The organism is Pseudomonas sp. ENNP23 (assembly GCF_001728945.1).
In the GTDB taxonomy this organism is placed as follows: domain Bacteria; phylum Pseudomonadota; class Gammaproteobacteria; order Pseudomonadales; family Pseudomonadaceae; genus Metapseudomonas; species Metapseudomonas otitidis.
On sequence record NZ_LYSP01000001.1, the window covers coordinates 251,757 to 270,952 of the forward strand.

At 68.5% G+C, this 19,196-nt stretch carries 18 protein-coding genes; 11 read left to right on the top strand and 7 right to left on the bottom strand.

Going from position 1 to position 19,196, the window contains the following annotated elements:
• The first annotated feature begins 5 nt into the window (after positions 1 to 5).
• Positions 6 to 749: a monofunctional biosynthetic peptidoglycan transglycosylase gene (gene mtgA, locus A9G05_RS01065; RefSeq protein WP_371850544.1), complete on the top strand. Its 744-nt coding sequence runs from the start codon at positions 6 to 8 to the stop codon at positions 747 to 749.
• Here mtgA and A9G05_RS01070 read toward each other — a convergent pair whose 3' ends face one another.
• The 5 genes from A9G05_RS01070 to ftsY form a co-directional block, all read right to left on the bottom strand.
• The gene (locus A9G05_RS01070) at positions 750 to 1,355 is read right to left on the bottom strand and encodes a hypothetical protein (RefSeq protein ID WP_083272477.1); all 606 of its coding nucleotides are present in this window, start codon (positions 1,353 to 1,355) and stop codon (positions 750 to 752) included.
• A gap of 61 nt (positions 1,356 to 1,416) precedes the next feature.
• Positions 1,417 to 2,271 carry an RNA polymerase sigma factor RpoH gene (gene rpoH, locus A9G05_RS01075; protein WP_069559210.1) on the bottom strand — a complete coding sequence of 285 codons (855 nt, stop codon included), beginning with the start codon at positions 2,269 to 2,271 and terminating at the stop codon, positions 1,417 to 1,419.
• A gap of 114 nt (positions 2,272 to 2,385) precedes the next feature.
• On the bottom strand, positions 2,386 to 3,405 hold the full coding sequence (ftsX, locus tag A9G05_RS01080) for a permease-like cell division protein FtsX (protein ID WP_069559211.1): 1,020 nt from the start codon (positions 3,403 to 3,405) through the stop codon (positions 2,386 to 2,388).
• Entirely contained in the window at positions 3,405 to 4,073 is a 669-nt protein-coding gene (gene ftsE, locus A9G05_RS01085) for a cell division ATP-binding protein FtsE (protein WP_069559212.1), read from the bottom strand. The genes ftsX and ftsE overlap by 1 nt, the downstream gene beginning before the upstream one ends.
• Entirely contained in the window at positions 4,070 to 5,533 is a 1,464-nt protein-coding gene (gene ftsY, locus A9G05_RS01090; RefSeq protein ID WP_069559213.1) for a signal recognition particle-docking protein FtsY, read from the bottom strand. The genes ftsE and ftsY overlap by 4 nt, the downstream gene beginning before the upstream one ends.
• Positions 5,534 to 5,674: 141 nt before the next feature.
• On the opposite strand from ftsY, the gene A9G05_RS01095 reads away from it, so the two are divergent.
• From A9G05_RS01095 to A9G05_RS01110, 4 genes are read left to right on the top strand one after another with little or no spacing between them, the layout of a single operon-like run.
• Positions 5,675 to 7,030 carry a pitrilysin family protein gene (locus A9G05_RS01095; protein WP_069559214.1) on the top strand — a complete coding sequence of 452 codons (1,356 nt, stop codon included), beginning with the start codon at positions 5,675 to 5,677 and terminating at the stop codon, positions 7,028 to 7,030.
• Positions 7,023 to 8,504: a pitrilysin family protein gene (locus A9G05_RS01100; protein WP_069559215.1), complete on the top strand. Its 1,482-nt coding sequence runs from the start codon at positions 7,023 to 7,025 to the stop codon at positions 8,502 to 8,504. The genes A9G05_RS01095 and A9G05_RS01100 overlap by 8 nt, the downstream gene beginning before the upstream one ends.
• A complete protein-coding gene (gene rsmD, locus A9G05_RS01105; RefSeq protein WP_069559216.1) occupies positions 8,504 to 9,100 on the top strand; it encodes a 16S rRNA (guanine(966)-N(2))-methyltransferase RsmD in 597 nt (198 codons plus the stop codon). The genes A9G05_RS01100 and rsmD overlap by 1 nt, the downstream gene beginning before the upstream one ends.
• The gene (locus A9G05_RS01110) at positions 9,097 to 10,080 is read left to right on the top strand and encodes a hydrolase (RefSeq protein ID WP_069559217.1); all 984 of its coding nucleotides are present in this window, start codon (positions 9,097 to 9,099) and stop codon (positions 10,078 to 10,080) included. Before rsmD ends, A9G05_RS01110 begins: the two co-directional genes overlap by 4 nt.
• A gap of 21 nt (positions 10,081 to 10,101) precedes the next feature.
• On the opposite strand, the gene A9G05_RS01115 is transcribed toward A9G05_RS01110, so the two are convergent.
• Positions 10,102 to 10,773, bottom strand: coding sequence for a TetR/AcrR family transcriptional regulator (locus tag A9G05_RS01115; protein ID WP_069559218.1), 672 nt, complete (start codon positions 10,771 to 10,773; stop codon positions 10,102 to 10,104).
• A gap of 201 nt (positions 10,774 to 10,974) precedes the next feature.
• Here A9G05_RS01115 and A9G05_RS01120 point away from each other — a divergent pair, with 201 nt between their 5' ends.
• The 6 genes from A9G05_RS01120 to ggt all read left to right on the top strand — a co-directional run bounded on the left by A9G05_RS01120 (position 10,975) and on the right by ggt (position 17,347).
• Positions 10,975 to 12,405: a coniferyl aldehyde dehydrogenase gene (locus tag A9G05_RS01120; RefSeq protein WP_044403632.1), complete on the top strand. Its 1,431-nt coding sequence runs from the start codon at positions 10,975 to 10,977 to the stop codon at positions 12,403 to 12,405.
• 33 nt (positions 12,406 to 12,438) lie between these two features.
• Positions 12,439 to 12,984 carry a twin-arginine translocation pathway signal protein gene (locus A9G05_RS01125; protein WP_069559219.1) on the top strand — a complete coding sequence of 182 codons (546 nt, stop codon included), beginning with the start codon at positions 12,439 to 12,441 and terminating at the stop codon, positions 12,982 to 12,984.
• Positions 12,985 to 13,054: 70 nt separating this feature from the next.
• Positions 13,055 to 14,650: a GMC family oxidoreductase gene (locus tag A9G05_RS01130; RefSeq protein ID WP_069559220.1), complete on the top strand. Its 1,596-nt coding sequence runs from the start codon at positions 13,055 to 13,057 to the stop codon at positions 14,648 to 14,650.
• Positions 14,651 to 14,780: 130 nt separating this feature from the next.
• Complete coding sequence (gene coaD, locus A9G05_RS01135; RefSeq protein WP_044403635.1) at positions 14,781 to 15,260, top strand: pantetheine-phosphate adenylyltransferase; 480 nt, start codon at positions 14,781 to 14,783, stop codon at positions 15,258 to 15,260.
• 102 nt (positions 15,261 to 15,362) lie between these two features.
• Entirely contained in the window at positions 15,363 to 15,614 is a 252-nt protein-coding gene (locus A9G05_RS01140; protein ID WP_044403636.1) for a YfhL family 4Fe-4S dicluster ferredoxin, read from the top strand.
• A gap of 5 nt (positions 15,615 to 15,619) precedes the next feature.
• Entirely contained in the window at positions 15,620 to 17,347 is a 1,728-nt protein-coding gene (ggt, locus tag A9G05_RS01145) for a gamma-glutamyltransferase (protein WP_069559221.1), read from the top strand.
• Here ggt and A9G05_RS01150 read toward each other — a convergent pair.
• Positions 17,331 to 19,169, bottom strand: coding sequence for a Na/Pi cotransporter family protein (locus A9G05_RS01150; RefSeq protein ID WP_069559222.1), 1,839 nt, complete (start codon positions 19,167 to 19,169; stop codon positions 17,331 to 17,333). The genes ggt and A9G05_RS01150 overlap by 17 nt on opposite strands.
• Between the last annotated feature and the right edge of the window lie 27 nt (positions 19,170 to 19,196).

Genomic DNA, 19,196 nt, shown 5'->3' on the forward strand with positions numbered 1-19,196 from the left:
CTATAATGGCGCGCCAACCCGCCCAGGCCAAGCCACGCATGATCCGATCCCTGAGTCGTCGCCTGTTCAAGCTGCTGATCTGGTTCGCCGCCGGTTCCGTCCTGCTGGTGCTGCTGTTCCGCTGGGTGCCGCCACCCGGCAGCATGATCATGGTGGAGCGCAAGGTGGAGTCGTGGATCGATGGCGAGCCCATCGATCTGCAGCGCACCTGGCGCCCCTGGAAGGAACTGCCCGACGACCTTAAGGTGGCGGTGATCGCCGCCGAGGATCAGAAGTTCGCTGAGCACTGGGGCTTCGATCTGGCAGCAATCCGCGCCGCCCTGGCACACAACGAGCGCGGCGGCTCCCTGCGCGGGGCCAGCACCCTGAGCCAGCAGGTGGCGAAGAACCTGTTCCTCTGGTCCGGCCGCAGTTGGCTGCGCAAGGGGCTGGAAGCCTGGTTCACGGTGCTGATCGAGACGCTCTGGCCGAAGCAGCGCATCCTCGAGGTCTACCTCAACAGTGTGGAATGGGGTGATGGCGTGTTCGGCGCCGAAGCCGCCGCCCGTCATCACTTCGGCATCGGCGCGCCCTACCTGTCTCGGCGTCAGGCCAGCCTGCTGGCCGCCGTGCTACCCAACCCCAGGGAATGGAGTGCCGGACACCCAAGCAGCTACGTCGCCCGTCGCGCCGGCTGGATTCGCCAGCAGATGCACCAACTGGGCGGCAGCCACTACCTGGAGCAGCTCAAGCCGGCCGTGCCGTTCTGATCACTGTTTGAGGGTGGCGCGGGGCACCACGCGGATGCGGTGCACCTGGCCATCCACCACCTGGGCGGTCAGGCCTTCCACCGGGTAGACCCAGGCTTCTCCCACCCCCAACTGGAGCCGCAGGCGGGGCTGGCCGACGCTGGCCACCAGCCGCTCCGCGTCCGGCAATTGCTGGGGGCGCACGTCCAGGGCCGACAAGCGGTGCTGCCCCAGTTGGTCGAGCATCTGCCGGCTCAGAGGCTGCTCGCCGTCCGGGGACTGGCCGCCCAGGGCCTTGAGCAGGCTCGCACGCTCGGCATCGTCCAGGGCTAGCTCACCTTCCAGGTTGCAGGCATCCTCGCCTTCCCCTTCGCTGCGGAACAGCAGTTGCGGGCCCTCGCCGGCGTTGCGCAGCCAGAGCTCGCCCGGCGCCTGGCCGTCCAGCGCCGCCAGGGTCAGCGTGCCTTCGGCCATGGGCTCCAGCAGCGGCGCTTGCCAGGTTTCCAGGCACGCCAGGGGCGCGGCGGGCCCACTGCCGCGCTGCATCCACATCGCCAGGCCGAAGAACAGCACGGCTGTCAGCGCAAACAACACGCCGTGGGCGGGACGAAGGGACGGCATCGCCATGGTCGATTTCTCCGGGCAGAAAAAAGCCGCCCGTTGGGGCGGCTTTCGATCATGCGACGGCTCAGGCCTGGATGAAGCCCTTGAGCTTGTTCATCGCGTTCTTCTCCAACTGGCGAATTCGCTCGGCGGAGACGTTGTACTTGGCGGCCAGGTCGTGCAGCGTGGCCTTCTCCTCGGCCAGCCAGCGCTGGTAGAGGATGTCGCGACTGCGCTCGTCCAGACCTTCCAGCGCTTCATGCAGGCTGGCGGTGGAGCTATCACTCCAGTCCGCTTCCTCCAACTGGCGCGCCGGGTCGTAGCGGTGGTCTTCCAGGTAATGCGCGGGGGACTGGTAGGCCGCGTCGTCGTCGGCATCCGCCGCCGGGTCGAAGGCCATGTCATGGCCGGTCAGTCGGCTTTCCATCTCGCGTACTTCATGGGGCTCCACGCCCAGGCTCTGGGCCACGGCATGGACTTCTTCGTTGTTCAGCCAGGACAGGCGCTTCTTCTGGCTGCGCAGGTTGAAGAACAGCTTGCGCTGCGCCTTGGTGGTGGCGACCTTGACGATGCGCCAGTTGCGCAGAATGAACTCGTGGATCTCGGCCTTGATCCAGTGCACCGCGAAGGACACCAGGCGCACGCCCATTTCGGGATTGAAGCGCTTCACGGCCTTCATCAGGCCGACGTTGCCTTCCTGGATCAGGTCGGCCTGGGCCAGGCCGTAGCCGGAATAACTCTTGGCGATGTGTACAACGAAGCGCAGGTGCGCCAACACCATTTGCCGCGCCGCTTCCAGATCCTGTTGGTAGAAGAGGCGTTCGGCCAGTTCGCGCTCCTGTTCGACCGTCAGCAGCGGGATGCCGTTGACCGCATGCACGTAGGCATCCAGGTTCGCACCGGGGGCCAGGGCATAGACAGGTTGCAGGGAAGTGGTCATGCGAATCCTCCGATTCACTAAGCTCGCGCAGTGTAGCACTGGCCTTTATGACTGCAAGGGGGCGTAAAAGTTTCGTTACACCCCTCGTTTCCGCCCCGTCCCGGAGCGGTTCTGCTAGCGCGGCGCCAGCTCGCTGAGGTGGCGCGCCACCGCCAGCCAGGCGCCGATGTAGCCCAGCAGGATGGCGCCGAGCAGCAGCGACAATCCGTCGCCCAGCGGCACGCCGGCAAGGGCGAAGTCACTGCCGTACAGGCCGGCCAGGCGCACCACGGCGTCATTCAGCCAGTCCAGCCCGTAGGCCAGCACCAGCCAGGCCAGCAGGCCTGCACCCACGCCATACAGCGCGCCCATATAAAGGAAGGGACGCCGCACGTAGCTGTCGGTTCCACCTACCAGCTTGATCACTTCGATTTCGATCCGACGGTTCTCGATGTGCAGGCGGATGGTATTGCCGATCACCAGCAACAGCGCCAGCACCAGCAGCACGGTCAGGCCGAAGATGAAACGCTCGCCCAGCTTGAGAATGGCGCTCAGGCGCTCGACCCACACCAGGTCGAGCTGGGCCTGCTCCACACGGGGCAGTTCGGCCAGGCGTTGGCGCAACGCTTCCAGGGTGGTCTTGTCGACTTCCTTGGGCGTGACCAGGATCACGCCGGGCAAGGGGTTCTCCGGCAGCTCCTTGAGTGCCTGCCCCAGCCCGGTCTGCTGCTGGAACTCTTCCAGCGCCTGTTCGCGGCTGATCCACTCGGCTTCGGCCACGTCGGGCATGCCGGCGATCTCGTCGCGCAGCTTGCGGCCGTCAGCCTCGCTGGCGTCCATCTGCAGGAACAGGGAAATCTGCGCCGCGCGTTGCCAGGAACCACCCAGGCGCTCGACGTTGTTGAGCAACAGCGACAGCCCCATGGGCAGGCTCAGGGCAATGGCCATCACCAGGCTGGTGAAGAAGCTGCCGATGGGCTGCCGGCCCAGGCGGCGCAGGCTGTCCATCAGGCTGGCGCGGTGGCTTTCCAGCCAGGCCGCCAGCAGGGTGCGGAAATCCGGGCCGTCATCGCCGCCTTTCTGCGACTCCTCGGGACGGGCCGTGGCGCCCACGCGCTCGGCGGGCTTGGGCGGTGGCATGCGGGATGCGCTCATCAGCCAGCCTCCCCATCGCCGATCAGGCGGCCGCGTTGCAAGGTCAGCATGCGATGACGCATGCGGGCGATCAGCGCCAGGTCGTGGCTGGCGATCAGAACCGTGGTACCCAAGCGGTTGATGTCCTCGAAAACGCCCATGATCTCGGCAGCCAGGCGCGGGTCCAGGTTGCCGGTGGGTTCGTCCGCCAGCAGCAGGGCCGGGCGATGCACCACGGCGCGGGCGATGCCCACGCGCTGCTGCTGCCCGGTGGACAGGTCGGCCGGGAACAGCTCGGCCTTGTCCGACAGGGAGACGCGCTCCAGGGCGATGCCCACGCGCTTGGCGATCTCCAGCTTGGACAGGCCGTGGATCTGCAGCGGCAGCGCCACGTTGTCGAACACGGTGCGATCGAACAGCAGCTGGTGGTTCTGGAACACCACGCCGATCTGCCGGCGCAGGAAGGGGATCTGGGAATTGGTGATGGTGGAAAGGTCCTGCCCGGCCAGCAGCAGCTTGCCGGTGGTGGGACGCTCCATGGCCAGCAGCAGCCGCAACAGGGTGCTCTTGCCGGCGCCGGAATGGCCGGTGACGAAGAGGAACTCGCCCCGGCGGACACGGAAACTCAGTTCATGCAGGCCGACATGGCCATTGGGATAGCGCTTGCCGACCTGCTCGAAGCGGATCATGCGCGCTCCTGCTCGGCGAACAGGGCGCGGACGAAGGCCTCGGCCTCGAAGTCGCGCAGGTCGTCGATGCCCTCGCCGACGCCGATGTAGCGGATCGGCAGGGCGAATTGCTTGGCCAGGGCGAAGATCACGCCGCCCTTGGCGGTGCCGTCCAGCTTGGTCAGCGCCAGGCCCGACAGGCTCACCGCCTGGTGGAACTGCTTGGCCTGGTTGATGGCGTTCTGGCCGGTGCCGGCGTCCAGCACCAGCAGCACTTCGTGGGGAGCGGTCTCGTCCAGCTTGCCGATCACGCGGCGCACCTTCTTCAGCTCCTCCATGAGGTTGTCCTTGGTGTGCAGGCGCCCCGCGGTGTCGGCGATCAGCACATCCACACCACGGGCCTTGGCGGCCTGCACGGCGTCGAAGATCACCGAGGCGGAGTCGGCACCGGTGTGCTGGGCGATCACGGCGATGTTGTTGCGTTCGCCCCATACCTGCAGCTGCTCGACTGCGGCGGCGCGGAAGGTGTCACCGGCGGCGAGCATGACCTTCTTGCCCTCCAGCTGCAGCTTCTTGGCCAGCTTGCCGATGGTGGTGGTCTTGCCGACGCCGTTCACGCCGACCACGAGGATCACGTAGGGACGCTTGGCGCTGTCGATCACCAGCTTCTGCTCGACGGGCTTGAGCAGGCTGGCCAGCTCGTCCTGCAGCGCCTTGTACAGCGCATCGGCGTCGGCCAGCTGCTTGCGCGCGACCTTCTGGGTCAGGCTCTGGACGATGGCGGTAGTGGCCTCGACGCCGACGTCGGCGGTCAGCAGGCGGGTCTCGATCTCGTCCAGCAGGTCGTCATCGATGGCCTTGCGCCCGAGGAACAGGCTGGCCATGCCCTCGCCGATGCTGGCGCTGGTCTTCGACAGGCCCTGCTTGAGACGGGCGAAGAAGCCGGCGCGGGCCGGCTCGGCGGCCACCGGTGCAACCGCCTCGGGGACGGCCTCGGCCACGGGCTGAGCCTCGGCAGCCGGAACGACCGCCGCCACCTCGGGCAGCGGTTCCACCGGCACGGCAACCGGCGCCGGCGAGGGCGCCACGGCGGGGACCTCTGCAACGGGCTGCTCGGCCTGGGCCACGACGGGCTCGACCGGCGCAACCGGTTCGACGGGCACTGTCGGCTCGGCGGGGGCGACCACTTCCGGTGCAGGTGCAGGTGCAGGTGCAGGTGCAGGTGCAGGTGCAGGTGCAGGTGCAACAGGCTCGGGGATGATGGGCGCGGGCGCAACCGACTCGGGCTGAGCGGCGCTCACCGGCTCGGGCGCCAGAGCGGGTGTCGGAACCTCGGCGGTTTCGACAGCCGGTGCGGCTTCAGGGGTGGGCTCAGGCTGCGCCGATGCCGCGTCCTGGGACTTGCGGCGGAACCAGCCGAACAGGGATTTCTTCTCGGCCGACTCGGCCGGCGTCTTCTTGTCGTCGTTGGAACCAAACATGGGTAGCTTGCATCTCAAGGAGCGGCCGCTGCGGGCCTGGCCCGACAGCTTGGCCGCGCCGGAAAAGGATGGAGTATCCTAGCACCTCTTCGCCCGCAGGCGGTACGCCCCGCGGGCCCGTCGGACAGGTCCCCAGTATTGATGAAAGCAATCACCCGCCAGGCCACCGGCCTGCTGCTCGGCAGCCTGTTGCTGCCCATGGCGGCCTTCGCCGCCGAGACCCAACCCACCCATGAATACACCCTCGAAAACGGCCTGAAAGTCATCGTCAGAGAAGACCACAGGGCCCCCGTGGTGGTTTCACAACTTTGGTACAAGGTCGGTTCCAGCTACGAGACGCCCGGGCAGACCGGCCTCTCCCACGCCCTCGAACACATGATGTTCAAGGGCAGCAGCAAGCTTGGCCCCGGCGAGGCATCCCTCGTCCTGCGCGACCTCGGCGCGGAGGAGAACGCCTTCACCAGCGACGACTACACCGCCTACTACCAGGTACTGGCCAAGGACCGCCTCGGTGTGGCCTTCGAGCTGGAGGCCGACCGCATGGCCAGCCTCCGCCTGCCGCCCGAGGAGTTCCAGCGCGAGATCGAGGTGATCAAGGAAGAGCGCCGCCTGCGCACCGACGATCGCCCCGGTGCCAAGGCCTTCGAGCGCTTCAAGGCCATGGCCTACCCGGCCAGCGGCTACCACACCCCCACCATCGGCTGGATGGCCGACCTCGAACGCATGAAGGTCGAGGAGCTGCGCCACTGGTACGAAGCCTGGTACGTGCCCAACAACGCCACCCTGGTAGTGGTGGGCGACGTCACCGGTGAGGAGGTCAAGGCCCTGGCCCAGCGCTGGTTCGGCGCCATCCCCGCGCGCCCGGTGCCACCGGCGAAGCAGCCCCTGGAGCTGCCTGCCCCTGGCGAGCGGCGCCTCGTCCTTCATGTGAAAACCCAGTTGCCCAGCCTGATGATGGCCTTCAACGTGCCCAGCCTGGCCACCGCCAAGGACGCCCGCCAGGTACACGCCCTGCGCCTGGCCTCGGCCCTGCTGGACGGTGGCTACAGCGCGCGCCTGCCCAGCCACCTGGAGCGCGGCGAAGAACTGGTGAGCGGTGCCTCCGCCAGCTACGACGGCTACAGCCGGGGCGACAGCCTGTTCATCCTCAGCGCCACCCCCAACACCCAGAAGGGTAAGACCCTGGAGCAGGCCGAAGCCGGCCTCTGGCGTGAGCTGGAGGCCCTCAAGCAGACGCCGCCCAGCGAAGACGAACTCCAGCGCGTGCGCGCACAGGTCATCGCCGGCCTGGTCTACGAGCGTGACTCCATCACCAGCCAGGCCACCACCATCGGCCAGTTGGAGACCGTCGGCCTGTCCTGGCGCCTCATGGACCAGGACCTCGCCGCCCTGGAAGCCGTCACCCCGGCGGATATCCAGGCCGCTGCCCGCACCTTCTTCACCCGCGACCGCCTCAGCGTCGCCCACGTACTGCCCGAGGAACCCCGCCATGAGTGAGCGCAACGGCCTGCGTTACGGCCTGCTCGGCCTGGCCCTGATCGCCCTGCTGGGCGTGCTCGTCCTGATCGTCAACCGCCCCGGGGAGGCCGTGGCCGCCACCGAGGCGAGCGACGCCCCCAAGCTGGCCTCCATCGCCGAACTCGACGGCAAGGCCCCGGCCAGCCGCAAGCTGGACATCCAGCAGTGGGAAACCGCCGAAGGCGCCCGGGTGCTGTTCGTCGCCGCCCCCGAGCTGCCGATGTTCGACCTGCGCCTGACCTTCGCCGCCGGCAGCAGCCAGGACGGTGACACCCCCGGCCTGGCCACCCTGACCAACGCCATGCTCAACGAAGGCGTGAAGGGCAAGGACGTCACCGCCATCGCCCAGGGCTTCGAAGGCCTGGGTGCGGACTTCAGCAACGGCGCCTACCGCGACATGGCCATCGCCGGCCTGCGCAGCCTCACCGACCCGGCCCAGCGCGAGCCGGCCCTGGAGCTGTTCACCCAGGTGGTGGGCGCGCCGACCTTCCCCGAGGACTCCCTGGCCCGCATCAAGAACCAGATGCTCGCCGGCTTCGAGTACCAGAAGCAGAACCCCGGCAAGCTCGCCGGTCTCGCCCTGTTCGAGAAGCTTTACGGCCAGCACCCCTACGCCCACCCCAGCGAAGGCGACGCGAAGAGCGTGCCGGGCATCACCGTCGCCCAGCTCAAGGCCTTCCACCAGAAGGGCTACGCCGCCGGCAACGTGGTGATCGCCCTGGTCGGCGACCTGTCCCGCGAGGAAGCCGAGGCCATCGCCAACCGCGTTTCCCAGGCACTGCCCAAGGGCCCGCGCCTGGCCAGGACCGAGGCGCCCAAGGTGCCGGAGCCCGGCACCACCCACATCGAATTCCCCTCGGCGCAGACCCACCTGCTGCTGGCCCAGCTCGGCATCGACCGCGCCGAACCGGACTATGCCGCGCTCTACCTGGGCAACCAGATCCTCGGCGGCGGCGGCTTCGGCACCCGCCTGATGGAAGAAGTGCGGGAGAAGCGCGGCCTCACCTACGGCGTCAGCTCCGGCTTCACCGCCATGCAGGTGCAGGGCCCGTTCATGATCGGCCTGCAGACCCGCGCCGGACTCAGCGACGGCACCCTCAAGCTGGTCAAGGACATCGTCCGCGACTACCTGGCCCAGGGCCCGACCCAGAAGGAGCTGGACGACGCCAAGCGCGAGCTGGCCGGCAGCTTCCCGCTGTCCACCGCCAGCAACGCCGACATCGTCGGCCAACTGGGCGCCATCGGCTTCTACGGCCTGCCGCTGACCTACCTGGAGGACTTCATGAAGCAGGTCCAGGGCCTCAGCGTCGAGCAGGTGAAGGCGGCCATGGCCCGCCACCTCGACCCGGACCGCTTCATCATCGTCACCGCCGGCCCCACGGTTCCCCAGAAGGAACTGCCGGCACCGACCGAGAAGCGCTTCAAACCCAGCTTTGGCATCCCGGAGCACTGATGGCCATACGATCCCCGAAGAAGCCCCCGGCCCATGGCGGCCAGGGCCAGCTGCGCATCATCGGCGGCGAGTGGCGTTCGCGCCGCTTCGCCTTCCCCGACGGCCCCGGCCTGCGTCCGACGCCTGATCGGGTCCGCGAGACGCTGTTCAACTGGCTCGCCCCCCATATAGCGGGCGCGCGGGTGCTGGACCCCTTCACCGGGAGCGGCGCGCTCTACCTGGAAGCGCTCTCCCGTGGCGCCCGCGAAGCCCTGGCGCTGGACCTCAACCCCGACTCGGTGGCCGCCCTGCGCGGCACCCTGGACACCCTGCGCTGCGGCACCGGCCAACTGCTGCAGGCCGACGCCCTGCGCTACCTGGCCAACCAGGCCGCGACGCCCTACGACCTGGTGTTCCTCGACCCGCCGTTCAACCTCGGCCTGCTGCAACCGGTGTGTGCGTTGCTGGAAGAGCGCGGCTGGCTGGCCAACGACGCCTGGGTGTACACCGAAAGCGAAGCCGCACCGTCCTCACTCGGCCTGCCCGGCAACTGGCGACTGCACCGGGAGAAGAAGACCGGCAACGTCCACTACGCCCTCTGGCACCGCACCGCGTGAACGACTTCCGCCCCGCCTGGTGGCTGCCCGGCCCGCACCTGCAGACGCTGTGGTCGCCCTTCTTCCGCAACCCGCCCCAATTGGAGCGCCAGCGCGAGCGCCTGTGGCTGGAGGATGGCGACTTCATCGACCTGGACTGGTGCGGCCCCCATGACGCCCATGCCCCGCTGGTGCTGGTGCTCCACGGGCTGACCGGCTCGTCCAGCTCGCTCTACGTGCTCGGCCTGCAGCAGCGCCTGGCGCAGCAGGGCTGGGCCAGCGTGGCGATCAACTGGCGCGGCTGCTCCGGCGAGCCCAACCTGTTGCCCCGGGGCTACCACTCCGGCGCCAGCGAGGACCTGGCCGCCACCGTCGAACACCTGCGCCGCACCCGCCCCCTGGCGCCGCTCCATGCGGTGGGCTACTCCCTGGGCGGCAACGTGCTGCTGAAGTACCTGGGGGAATCCGGCGAGGCCTGCCCGCTGCAAGGTGCGGTGGCGGTGTCGGTGCCGTTCCGCCTGGACCAGTGCGCCGACCGCATCGGCCTGGGCTTCTCCAGGGTCTACCAGCGGCACTTCATGCGCGAGATGGTCGCCTACGTGCGCGACAAGCAGCGCCTGTTCGCCCACCAGGGCATGGCCGACCGCCTGTCGGTGCTGGAGCAGCTCGGCCCGCTGGACGGCCTGCGCACCTTCTGGGACTTCGACGGGCGCATCACCGCGCCGCTGCACGGCTACGCCGATGCCGACGACTACTACCGGCGCGCCTCCAGCCGCTTCTTCCTCGGTGCCATCCGCGTGCCGACGCTGCTGATCCAGTCGGCGGACGACCCCTTCGTGTTCCGCCACAGCGTGCCGGAGGCCCACGAGCTGTCCGCCAGCACCCGACTGGAGCTGCACGACAAAGGAGGTCATGTGGGCTTCATCGGCGGTTCGCCGCGCCAGCCCGACTACTACCTGGAACGGCGCATCCCCGCCTGGCTGGCCGCGCTGCCGCGCTGACAGGCCTGCGCCAGGCCAACGTCAGGCCAGCGGCGGCACCACCTGCTCCAGCGGCACGAACAAGCGGGTCTGGAGCGTCGCCACGGCCTCCCGGCAGCCTTCGGTGACGTAGCCCGCCTCCAGCGCCAGCACCTGGTAGATGCCGCGCATCAGCAGGCGCTGGTCCAGGTCGCCCGGGGCGCTGCGGGTGGTGCAGAGGAAGCGCACCCAGGAGGTCATGATGATCCAGCTGTTCAGCGCCAGCGCCTCGATCTGCGCCGCATCCATGCGCAGAATCCCCACCTCGACGAAGCCCCGGTAGATCGCCTGGGCATGCCCCAGGCAGCGCTGGGCGAACACCCGGTAGCGCGCCGCCAGATCGTCATCGGACTCCAGCAGGTGCTCCAGGTCGCGGTGCAGGAAGCGGTAGTGCCACATGGCCGCCAGCAGCGCCTCCAGGTAGAAGGTCTTGTCGTCCATGTTCAGCGGGCGATCCTGGGGCAGGCGCAGGAAGGTATCTACCCGCGCCTCGTACTCGGCGAACAGCTCCGCGATGATCATCTGCTTGTTGCGGAAGTGGTAGTACAGGTTGCCCGGTGACATCCCCAGGTGGGCGGCGATGTGGTTGGTGGTGACCGTCCGCTCGCCCTGGGCGTTGAACAGCTCCAGGCTGCTCTGCACGATGCGTTCGCGGGTCTTGATGCGTGGGGCCATGGGCGGGTCGGTCTCACAGGCGCCAAAAAGGTGGCCGAGGGTAACAAAACTACCCAGAGGCCGTGAATCGGCGCCCCGGGGGCGGGCAGCCCAGCTTTTCGTTTGGTAGGCAAGCGTCGGCCGGCCGCGTCATGCTATTTGACACTCTAGAGCAATTACTCTAGAAATCGGCATGTCCAACAATAACGAAGAGGTGCCGCCATGGTCGCTGATGTCGCCTACCTGCAGCAGACCCAGCAGCAGATCAGCCAGCTGGAAGAACTGTTCGCCCGCCAACGTGCCGCCTATGGCAACCACCCGATGCCCAGCGCCGAGCAGCGCATGCAGTGGCTGCAGTCGCTGCGCGACCTGATTTTCAACGAGCAGGACGCCCTGATCCGCGCCGTCAGCCAGGATTTCAGCAACCGCTCGGCGGACGAGACCCTGCTGGCCGAGATCATGCCCAGCCTGCACGGCATCCACTACGCCCGCCGCCGCATCCGCCGCTGGATGAAGCCCTCCCGCCGCGCCGTCGGCCTGGCCTTCCAGCCCGCCTCCGCCAAGGTGGTCTACCAACCCCTGGGCGTGGTCGGCGTGATCGTGCCGTGGAACTACCCGCTGTTCCTCGCCATCGGCCCGCTGGTGGGTGCGCTGGCCGCCGGCAACCGGGTGATGATCAAGATGAGCGAATCCACCCCGGCCACCTCCCAGCTGTTCAAGGAGCTGATGGCGCGCATCTTCCCCGAGGACCAGGTCGCCGTGGTGCTGGGCGAGGCCGACGTGGGCGTCGCCTTCTCCAAGCTGCCCTTCGACCACCTGCTGTTCACCGGTGCCACCAGCATCGGCCGCCACGTGATGCGCGCCGCCGCCGAGAACCTCACCCCGGTGACCCTGGAGCTGGGCGGCAAGTCGCCGGCCATCGTCTCCGCCGGCGTCCCCCTGGCGGACGCCGCCGAACGCATCGCCTTCGGCAAGACCATGAACGCCGGCCAGACCTGCGTCGCCCCCGACTACGTGCTGGTCCCGAGGGACCGCGTGCAGGGCTTCATCGATGCCTACCGCGAGGCGGTCAACCGCTTCTACCCGAAGCTGGCGGACAACCCCGACTACACCGCCATCATCAACGAGCGCCAGCTGCAGCGCCTGAAGGGCTACCTGCAGGACGCCGAAGCCAAGGGCGCGCGGCTCATCCCGCTGTTCCCCGGCGACCAGGCCCGCCGCCTGGCCCACACCCTGGTGCTGGACGTGAACGACGACATGAAGCTGATGCAGGACGAGATCTTCGGCCCGCTGCTGCCGGTGGTGCCCTACGACCGCCTCGACGATGCCCTCGCCTACGTCAACCAGCGCCCGCGCCCCCTGGCCCTCTACTACTTCGGCTACGACAAGCGCGAGCAGCAGCACGTGCTGGAACAGACCCACTCCGGCGGCGTCTGCCTGAACGACACCCTGCTGCACGTCGCCCAGGACGACATGCCCTTCGGCGGCATCGGCCCGTCCGGCATGGGCCACTACCACGGCCATGAAGGCTTCCTCACCTTCAGCAAGGCCAAGGCGGTGTTCGCCAAGCAGCGCTTCAACGCCGCCCGGATGATCTACCCGCCTTACGGCAAAGCCATCCAGAAACTGGTCTACAAGCTGTTCGTTCGCTAACCCTGCAAGGGACCTGATGGGGTCACAACAACAATGACAGACACCACCCTCCAAGCGCCGGGGCTTACCCGGCGCGGCCTGCTGAAAGTCGGCCTCGTCGGCGGCGCATTCCTCGCCACCGCCGGGGTCACCGCCACCCTCACCGGCTGCTCCGCCTCAACACCGGCCAACGGCATGGTCGTGCTGCGGGACTCCGACCTGCCCTGTCTGAAGGCGCTGATCCCGGTGATGCTCGCCGGTGCCGTTGCCGCCGAGCAGATGCCCCAGGCCGTCGCCGGCACCCTCCAGAGCCTGGACAACGCCCTGGCCCACCTCTCCCCGGAGATGCTCAAGCTCACCGTGCAGCTGTTCGACGTGCTCGCCCTGCCCATCACCCGGGGCCCGCTCACCGGCATCTGGGGCAGCTGGGAGAACGCCAGCGCCGACGACGTGCGCAACTTCCTCTCGCGCTGGCAGAACAGCTTCATCGGCCTGCTGAAGATGGGGCACGCCTCCCTGCTGCAGCTGGTGATGATGGCCTGGTACAGCCGGCAGGAAGCCTGGGCGCACTGCGGCTACCCCGGTCCGCCGACCGTCTGAGCGCCGCTACCACAACAAGAACCCCGCGCCCCGACCGCCAGGCCGGCCGGCGCGACCGAGGATTGAGCTGATGCCCGTACCTGATCTGTTCGCCGAGGGCCTGGCCCGCGGCTGGAAAACCCACAACGGCTCCCGCCTGGAGCAGGACCTGACCCTGGAAGCCGACGTCGCCATCGTCGGCAGCGGCGCCGGTGGCGGCACCACCGCCGAGATCCTCAGCGCCGCCGGCTACAAGGTGCTGATCATCGAAGAAGGCCCGCTGAAGACCAGCAGCGACTTCAAGATGCAGGAAGCCGAGGCCTACCCCTCCCTCTACCAGGAAGGCATCGGCCGCATGTCCAAGGACGGCGCCGTCACCATCATGCAAGGCCGTGCCGTCGGCGGCACCACCCTGGTGAACTGGACCTCCAGCTTCCGCACCCCCGAGCCGACCCTGGAACACTGGGCCAAGGAGCACGGCGTCAAAGGGCACAGCCCGGCCGAGATGGCCCCCTGGTTCGAGAAGATGGAACAGCGCCTGGGCGTCGCGCCCTGGGCCATCCCGCCGAACGCCAACAACGACGTGCTGCGCCAGGGCTGCGAGAAGCTCGGCCTGCACTGGAAGGTCATCCCGCGCAACGTGCGCGGCTGCTGGAACCTCGGCTACTGCGGCATGGGCTGCCCGACCAACGCCAAGCAGTCGATGCTGGTCACCACCATCCCCGCCACCCTCGACAAGGGCGGCGAGCTGCTCTACCTGGCCCGCGCCCAGCGCCTGCTGATCCAGGGCGACACGGTCACCGGCATCGAATGCCAGGCCATGGACGAGCGCTGCGTCGCCCCCACCGGCCGCACCATCACCGTCAAGGCCCGCCACTACGTGCTGGCCGGCGGCGGCATCAATACCCCCGGCCTGCTGCTGCGCTCCGACGCCCCCGACCCCCACGGCCGCACCGGCAAGCGCACCTTCCTGCACCTGGTGAACTTCTCCGCCGCGCAGTTCGACCAGGTCATCAACCCGTTCTACGGCGCGCCGCAGTCCATCTACTCCGACCACTACCAGTGGGACGACGGCACCACCGGGCGCATGTCCTACAAGCTCGAAGTGCCGCCGCTACAACCGGCGCTCACCGCCACCCTGCTCGGCCGCTTCGGCGAGGACAACGCCCTGCGCATGGAGCAGTTGCCCCACACCAACGTGATGCTGGCGTTGCTGCGCGACGGCTTCCACCCGGAGAGCGCCGAAGGCACCGTGGAGCTGCGCGGCGACGGCAGCCCGGTGCTCGACTACCGCCTCACCGACTACACCTGGGACGGCCTGCGCCGGGCCTTCCACACCATGGCCGAGATCCAGTTCGCCGCCGGCGCCAAGGCCGTGCTGCCGCTGCACGCCGACGCCGACTACGTGAAGACCCCGGCCGAAGCCCGCGAACTGATCGACCGCCTGCCCCTGGAGCTGTACCGCACCCGCCTGGGCAGCGCCCACGTCATGGGCGGCTGCGCCATGGGCGAAGACCCGAAGCAGGCCGTCACCGACAGCCTCGGACGCCACCACCAGTTGGAGAACCTGTCGATCCACGACGGATCGCTGTTCCCCACCAGCATCGGCGCCAACCCCCAGCTGTCGGTCTACGGCCTCACCGCCCAGCTCTCCACCGAGCTGGCCAAGCGCCTGGGCAAGGCCTGACGCCCCCGGGCCCGCGCCCGGCGGGCCCGGCATCCGACGGACCACATGAACCACACCTGTGCGCCTTTGCCGCTGGGTGCGGCCTGCGCTACCATCCGACTCCCTTACGGACCCACCCCAGGACGTAGCGATGAACCGAGTGCTGTATCCGGGCACCTTCGACCCGATTACCAAGGGCCATGCCGATCTGATCGAGCGTGCTTCCCGCCTGTTCGACACCGTGATCATCGCGGTCGCCGCCAGCCCCAAGAAGAACCCCCTGTTCTCCCTGGAGCAGCGCGTCGGGCTGGCCAAGGAAGTCACCAAGCACCTGCCCAACGTCGAAGTGGTGGGCTTCTCCACCCTGCTGGCGCACTTCGTCAAGGAACAGAACGCCAACGTGTTCCTCCGTGGTCTGCGCGCCGTCTCCGACTTCGAGTACGAATTCCAGCTGGCCAACATGAACCGCCAGCTCGCCCCGGACGTGGAAAGCATGTTCCTCACCCCGTCCGAGAAGTACTCCTTCATCTCCTCCACCCTGGTGCGCGAAATCGCGGCCCTGGGCGGCGACATCAGCAAGTTCGTCCACCCCGCCGTGGCCGACGCCCTGGCCGAGCGCTTCAAGCGCTGACCGCCGGCCGGCGCGCACAGGTGGTGCGCCGGCCCCCGCATTCCGGCACAATTCCGCTCCTGTTCCGATAGACCGCCGTGTTTGGACGGCTGGAGTTGTTCCATGTCCCTCAAGATCACCGACGATTGCATCAACTGCGACGTCTGCGAACCCGAGTGCCCCAACGGCGCCATCTCCCAGGGTGAAGAGATCTACGTCATCGACCCCAACCTCTGCACCGAGTGCGTCGGCCACTACGACGAACCGCAGTGTCAGCAGGTCTGCCCGGTGGACTGCATCCCCCTCGACGATGCCAACGTCGAAAGCCGCGACGAGCTGATGGCCAAGTACCTCAAGCTCACCGGCAAGGCCTGACCGGCATGGGCAGCCCGGTGCTCGGCAGGCCCTGGCAGCGGGGGCTGATCGCGGCCCTGGCCCTGCTGGCCAGCAGCGCCCTCCAGGCTGCCGCCCCACAACGCGCCGCCGTCGCCAGCGCCCAGCCCGCCGCCACCGTTGCCGGCCTGGAAACCCTGGCCCTGGGCGGCAATGCCTTCGACGCCGCCGTCGCCATAAGCGCCGCCCTGGCAGTCACCGAGCCCCATGGCTCGGGCCTCGGCGGCGGCGGGTTCTTCCTGCTGCGCAAGGGTGGCGCCAAGCCCGAATACCTGTTCCTCGACGCCCGCGAACGCGCGCCCCTGGCCGCCCGCCCCGACCTTTACGTGCGCGACGGCAAGGTGCAGCCGCAGCTGTCCATCAACGGGCCGCTGGCCGCTGCCATTCCCGGCCTGCCCGCCGCCCTGGCGGACCTGGCCGGCCACCATGGCCGCCTGCCCCTGGCCGACAGCCTGGCTCCGGCGATCCGCCTGGCAAAGGACGGCATCTCCGTGGACCGGATGTACATCGAACGCGCCGGTTTCCGCGTCGCCGCCATGCGCGACGACCCCGAGACCGCGCGCATCTTCCTCGACCTCAAGGGCCAGGTGCCCGAAGAATTCAGCCTGCTGCGCCAGCCGGAGCTGGCACGGACCCTGGAGCGCCTGGCGCGCTACGGCAAGGCTGGCTTCTACGCCGGCGAGACTGCAGAGAAGCTGGTGGCCGGTGTGCGCAAGGCCGGCGGCATCTGGACCCTGAAGGACCTGGACAGCTACCGCGTGGTGGAACGCCAGCCGCTGCGCTACCCCCTGGCCGATGGCCGCGAACTGATCGGCGCACCGCCACCCTCCGCCGGTGGCGTGGCCCTGGCCCAGAGCCTGGCGATGCTGCAGCAACTGCCCTGGCGCGACGGTGACCGCCTGCAACGCACCCATTACGTGGTCGAGGCGCTGCGCCGCGCCTACCGCGACCGGGGCCTGCTGGGAGACCCGGACTTCGTCCGCAACCCGCTGGACAACCTGCTGGCACCGGCCTACCTCAAGCAGCTCGCCGCCGGCATCGACCCACGCCGTGCCACCCCCAGCGCCAGCCTGCCGCCCGCGCCCGCCTGGCGTGAGGGCGACCACACCACCCACTTCGTGGTCATCGACCAGGACGGCAACGCGGTGGCCGCCACCCTCTCGGTGAACCTGCCCTTCGGCGCCGCCTTCGTGCCGCCCGGCACCGGTGTGCTGCTCAACAACGAGATGGACGACTTCGCCGCCGATCCCAACGGCGCCAATGCCTACGGCCTGGCCGGCAGCCAGGCCAACGCCGTGGCCGCCGGCAAGCGCCCGCTGTCGAGCATGAGCCCCACCTTCATCGAGAGCGACGCGCAGTTCACCGCCTTCGGCACCCCCGGCGGCAGCCGCATCCCCAGCATGGTGCTACTGTCGATCCTCGAATACCTCGACGACCAGCCCGTGAACCGCTGGGCAGCCGCGCCGCGCTACCACCACCAGTACCTGCCGGACGTGATCGAGCATGAGCCGGACACCTTCAGCGCTGCCGAGAAGGCCGAGCTGCAGACCCGTGGCTACAGCCTCAAGCAGGTGAACCGCCGCTACGGCAACCAACAGGTGCTGCTCTGGGACAAGCGCGGCGGGCAGATCGAGGTGGCCAGCGACCCAAGGGGCGTGGGCCTGGCGGAAACCCTGGCACCCCGGGCACCTGCGGCGGTCAGCGGAGCTCGATGAGGCTCCCCTCGCCCTCGTCTTCGAGCGTGCGCATCACGCTGAACAGCCCCTGCCCCTGACCGATCATCAGCACGTTGCGCAGGCTCTGGATGATGCGGCTGGCATAGCCCAGGTCGTTCATCAGCGAGCTGGTCTGCAAGCCATCCAGTTGCCCCGCACGCACCGCCGCGAACAGGTGTTCGCGGAAGGCGCCGTCGAAGGCTGCCGCTTGCTCGTCCAGCCATTCCAGGTGCTGGTTCCAGACCTCCACGGGCAGCTCCGAACGCCCCAGCTCACGCACCTTCTGCAAGGCGCCCAGCAGGTGCCGGCGCAGGTCCAGGTAGGCATCACGTACCGCCGAGGGGCCTTCGCCGAGGTAGCGGCCAAGATTCTTCTGCAGGTGCTTGGCGTCCTTCACCGCATCCACCAGTTGCAGGGCCGCCACCTGGCAGCTCAGCCAGAGGCGCTGGTGGGGTTCGTCCAACTGCACTTCCAGGCGCCCCATGAAACTCAGCAGGTCGCCGTAGACGCCCTTCACATGGCGCTGGTAGAGCGCCTCGGCATCCAGGTGCAGGCGCTCAGGGATGATCTGCAAGGCGTCCTCGTCCGGGTGCGAGCGGTTGAGTTGGTCCACCGGCAGGTAGAGCGCATGGCAGATCACCTCCAGGCTCAGTCGCCCCAAGTGGCGCAGCTCCTGCAGCACGGCACTGCAGGCCGCCTCGGAGGAGTCCAGCGCCCGGGCGCTCAGGTAGCGCGCAGTGGTGCGCTCCGGCTCCACCGGTCCGGTCGCCAGCTCGGTGATCAGCACCTGGGGCTCCTCGCGATCCGGCAGCCAACGCACCAGAGCGCCGGCCAGGCGTTGCTGCCAGGGCCAGAACAGGGCTACACCCAGGGCGTTGAACAGGGTGTGGAACATCGCCAGCTGGATCAGCGCATTGCCTTCCAGGCCCACCGGCTCGGCCAGGGCCCGCACCAGCCAGGTCAGCGGCGAAAGCAGGGCGAAGGCCACCACCGCGCTCACCAGGTTGAACAGCACGTGGGCCAGGGCCAGTCGCTGGCCGCTACGGTTGCCCCCAAGGGAGCCAACGAAGGCCGTGGTGACGCTGCTGCCGACATTGGAGCCGATGGCGATCGCCAGGCTCTGGCCCAGCTCCAATTGGCCACCGGCGAGCGCCGCGAGGGTCAGCATCAGCGCCGCATGGCTGGACTGCAGCACCACGGTCACCAACATCCCCACCGCCATGAACAGCAGGCTACCGAGCACGCCATCGACCCGCAGCCCGGTCATGTCGAAGCCGTCGCCGAAGGTGGAGAAACCCTCCTTGATCTGATCGATGCCGAGGAAGACGAAGGCGATACCCAGCACGATGCGCCCGGCGGCCTTGCTGCGCGGGCCGATGAACCCGGCCAGCACCCCGAACACCAGCAACGGCAGGGCCAGCGGCGAGAGGCTGAGGTTCTGTCCGGCCATGGCCAGCAGCCAGATGCCGCTGGTGGCGCCGAGGTTGGCGCCGAAGAGGATGGCGATGCCGCCGGCCAACTGGATCAGCCCGGTGCTGATGAAAGCGATGGTGAGCAGCGCCACCAGGGTGCTCGACTGCAGCAACAGCGTGCCGCCCACGCCGAACATCAGCCCCTTGAAGGGCGTCGCGGTGCTGCGGGCCAGCACCTGCTCCAGCTTGCCGCCGGCCAGCTGCCGCAGCCCGTCCTCCAGGCACTGCATGCCGAACAGGAACAGTGCCAGCCCCGCGCACAACTGCAGCCAGCCCGGGCTGTACCAGAAGCTCGCCGCCAATCCGGCCGCCCCCAGCACCAGCAGCGCGATCAGTTGCCCACCCTTCATTCACATCCCCCATCCCTGGCGAAGCCG

Coding starts and splice junctions, on each gene's coding strand:
- mtgA (WP_371850544.1), top strand. CDS start 6: ATGGCGCGCCAACCCGCCCAGGCCAAGCCACGCATGATCCGATCCCTG.
- A9G05_RS01070 (WP_083272477.1), bottom strand. CDS start 1,355: ATGGCGATGCCGTCCCTTCGTCCCGCCCACGGCGTGTTGTTTGCGCTG.
- rpoH (WP_069559210.1), bottom strand. CDS start 2,271: ATGACCACTTCCCTGCAACCTGTCTATGCCCTGGCCCCCGGTGCGAAC.
- ftsX (WP_069559211.1), bottom strand. CDS start 3,405: ATGAGCGCATCCCGCATGCCACCGCCCAAGCCCGCCGAGCGCGTGGGC.
- ftsE (WP_069559212.1), bottom strand. CDS start 4,073: ATGATCCGCTTCGAGCAGGTCGGCAAGCGCTATCCCAATGGCCATGTC.
- ftsY (WP_069559213.1), bottom strand. CDS start 5,533: ATGTTTGGTTCCAACGACGACAAGAAGACGCCGGCCGAGTCGGCCGAG.
- A9G05_RS01095 (WP_069559214.1), top strand. CDS start 5,675: ATGAAAGCAATCACCCGCCAGGCCACCGGCCTGCTGCTCGGCAGCCTG.
- A9G05_RS01100 (WP_069559215.1), top strand. CDS start 7,023: ATGAGTGAGCGCAACGGCCTGCGTTACGGCCTGCTCGGCCTGGCCCTG.
- rsmD (WP_069559216.1), top strand. CDS start 8,504: ATGGCCATACGATCCCCGAAGAAGCCCCCGGCCCATGGCGGCCAGGGC.
- A9G05_RS01115 (WP_069559218.1), bottom strand. CDS start 10,773: ATGGCCCCACGCATCAAGACCCGCGAACGCATCGTGCAGAGCAGCCTG.
- A9G05_RS01120 (WP_044403632.1), top strand. CDS start 10,975: ATGGTCGCTGATGTCGCCTACCTGCAGCAGACCCAGCAGCAGATCAGC.
- A9G05_RS01125 (WP_069559219.1), top strand. CDS start 12,439: ATGACAGACACCACCCTCCAAGCGCCGGGGCTTACCCGGCGCGGCCTG.
- A9G05_RS01130 (WP_069559220.1), top strand. CDS start 13,055: ATGCCCGTACCTGATCTGTTCGCCGAGGGCCTGGCCCGCGGCTGGAAA.
- coaD (WP_044403635.1), top strand. CDS start 14,781: ATGAACCGAGTGCTGTATCCGGGCACCTTCGACCCGATTACCAAGGGC.
- A9G05_RS01140 (WP_044403636.1), top strand. CDS start 15,363: ATGTCCCTCAAGATCACCGACGATTGCATCAACTGCGACGTCTGCGAA.
- ggt (WP_069559221.1), top strand. CDS start 15,620: ATGGGCAGCCCGGTGCTCGGCAGGCCCTGGCAGCGGGGGCTGATCGCG.
- A9G05_RS01150 (WP_069559222.1), bottom strand. CDS start 19,169: ATGAAGGGTGGGCAACTGATCGCGCTGCTGGTGCTGGGGGCGGCCGGA.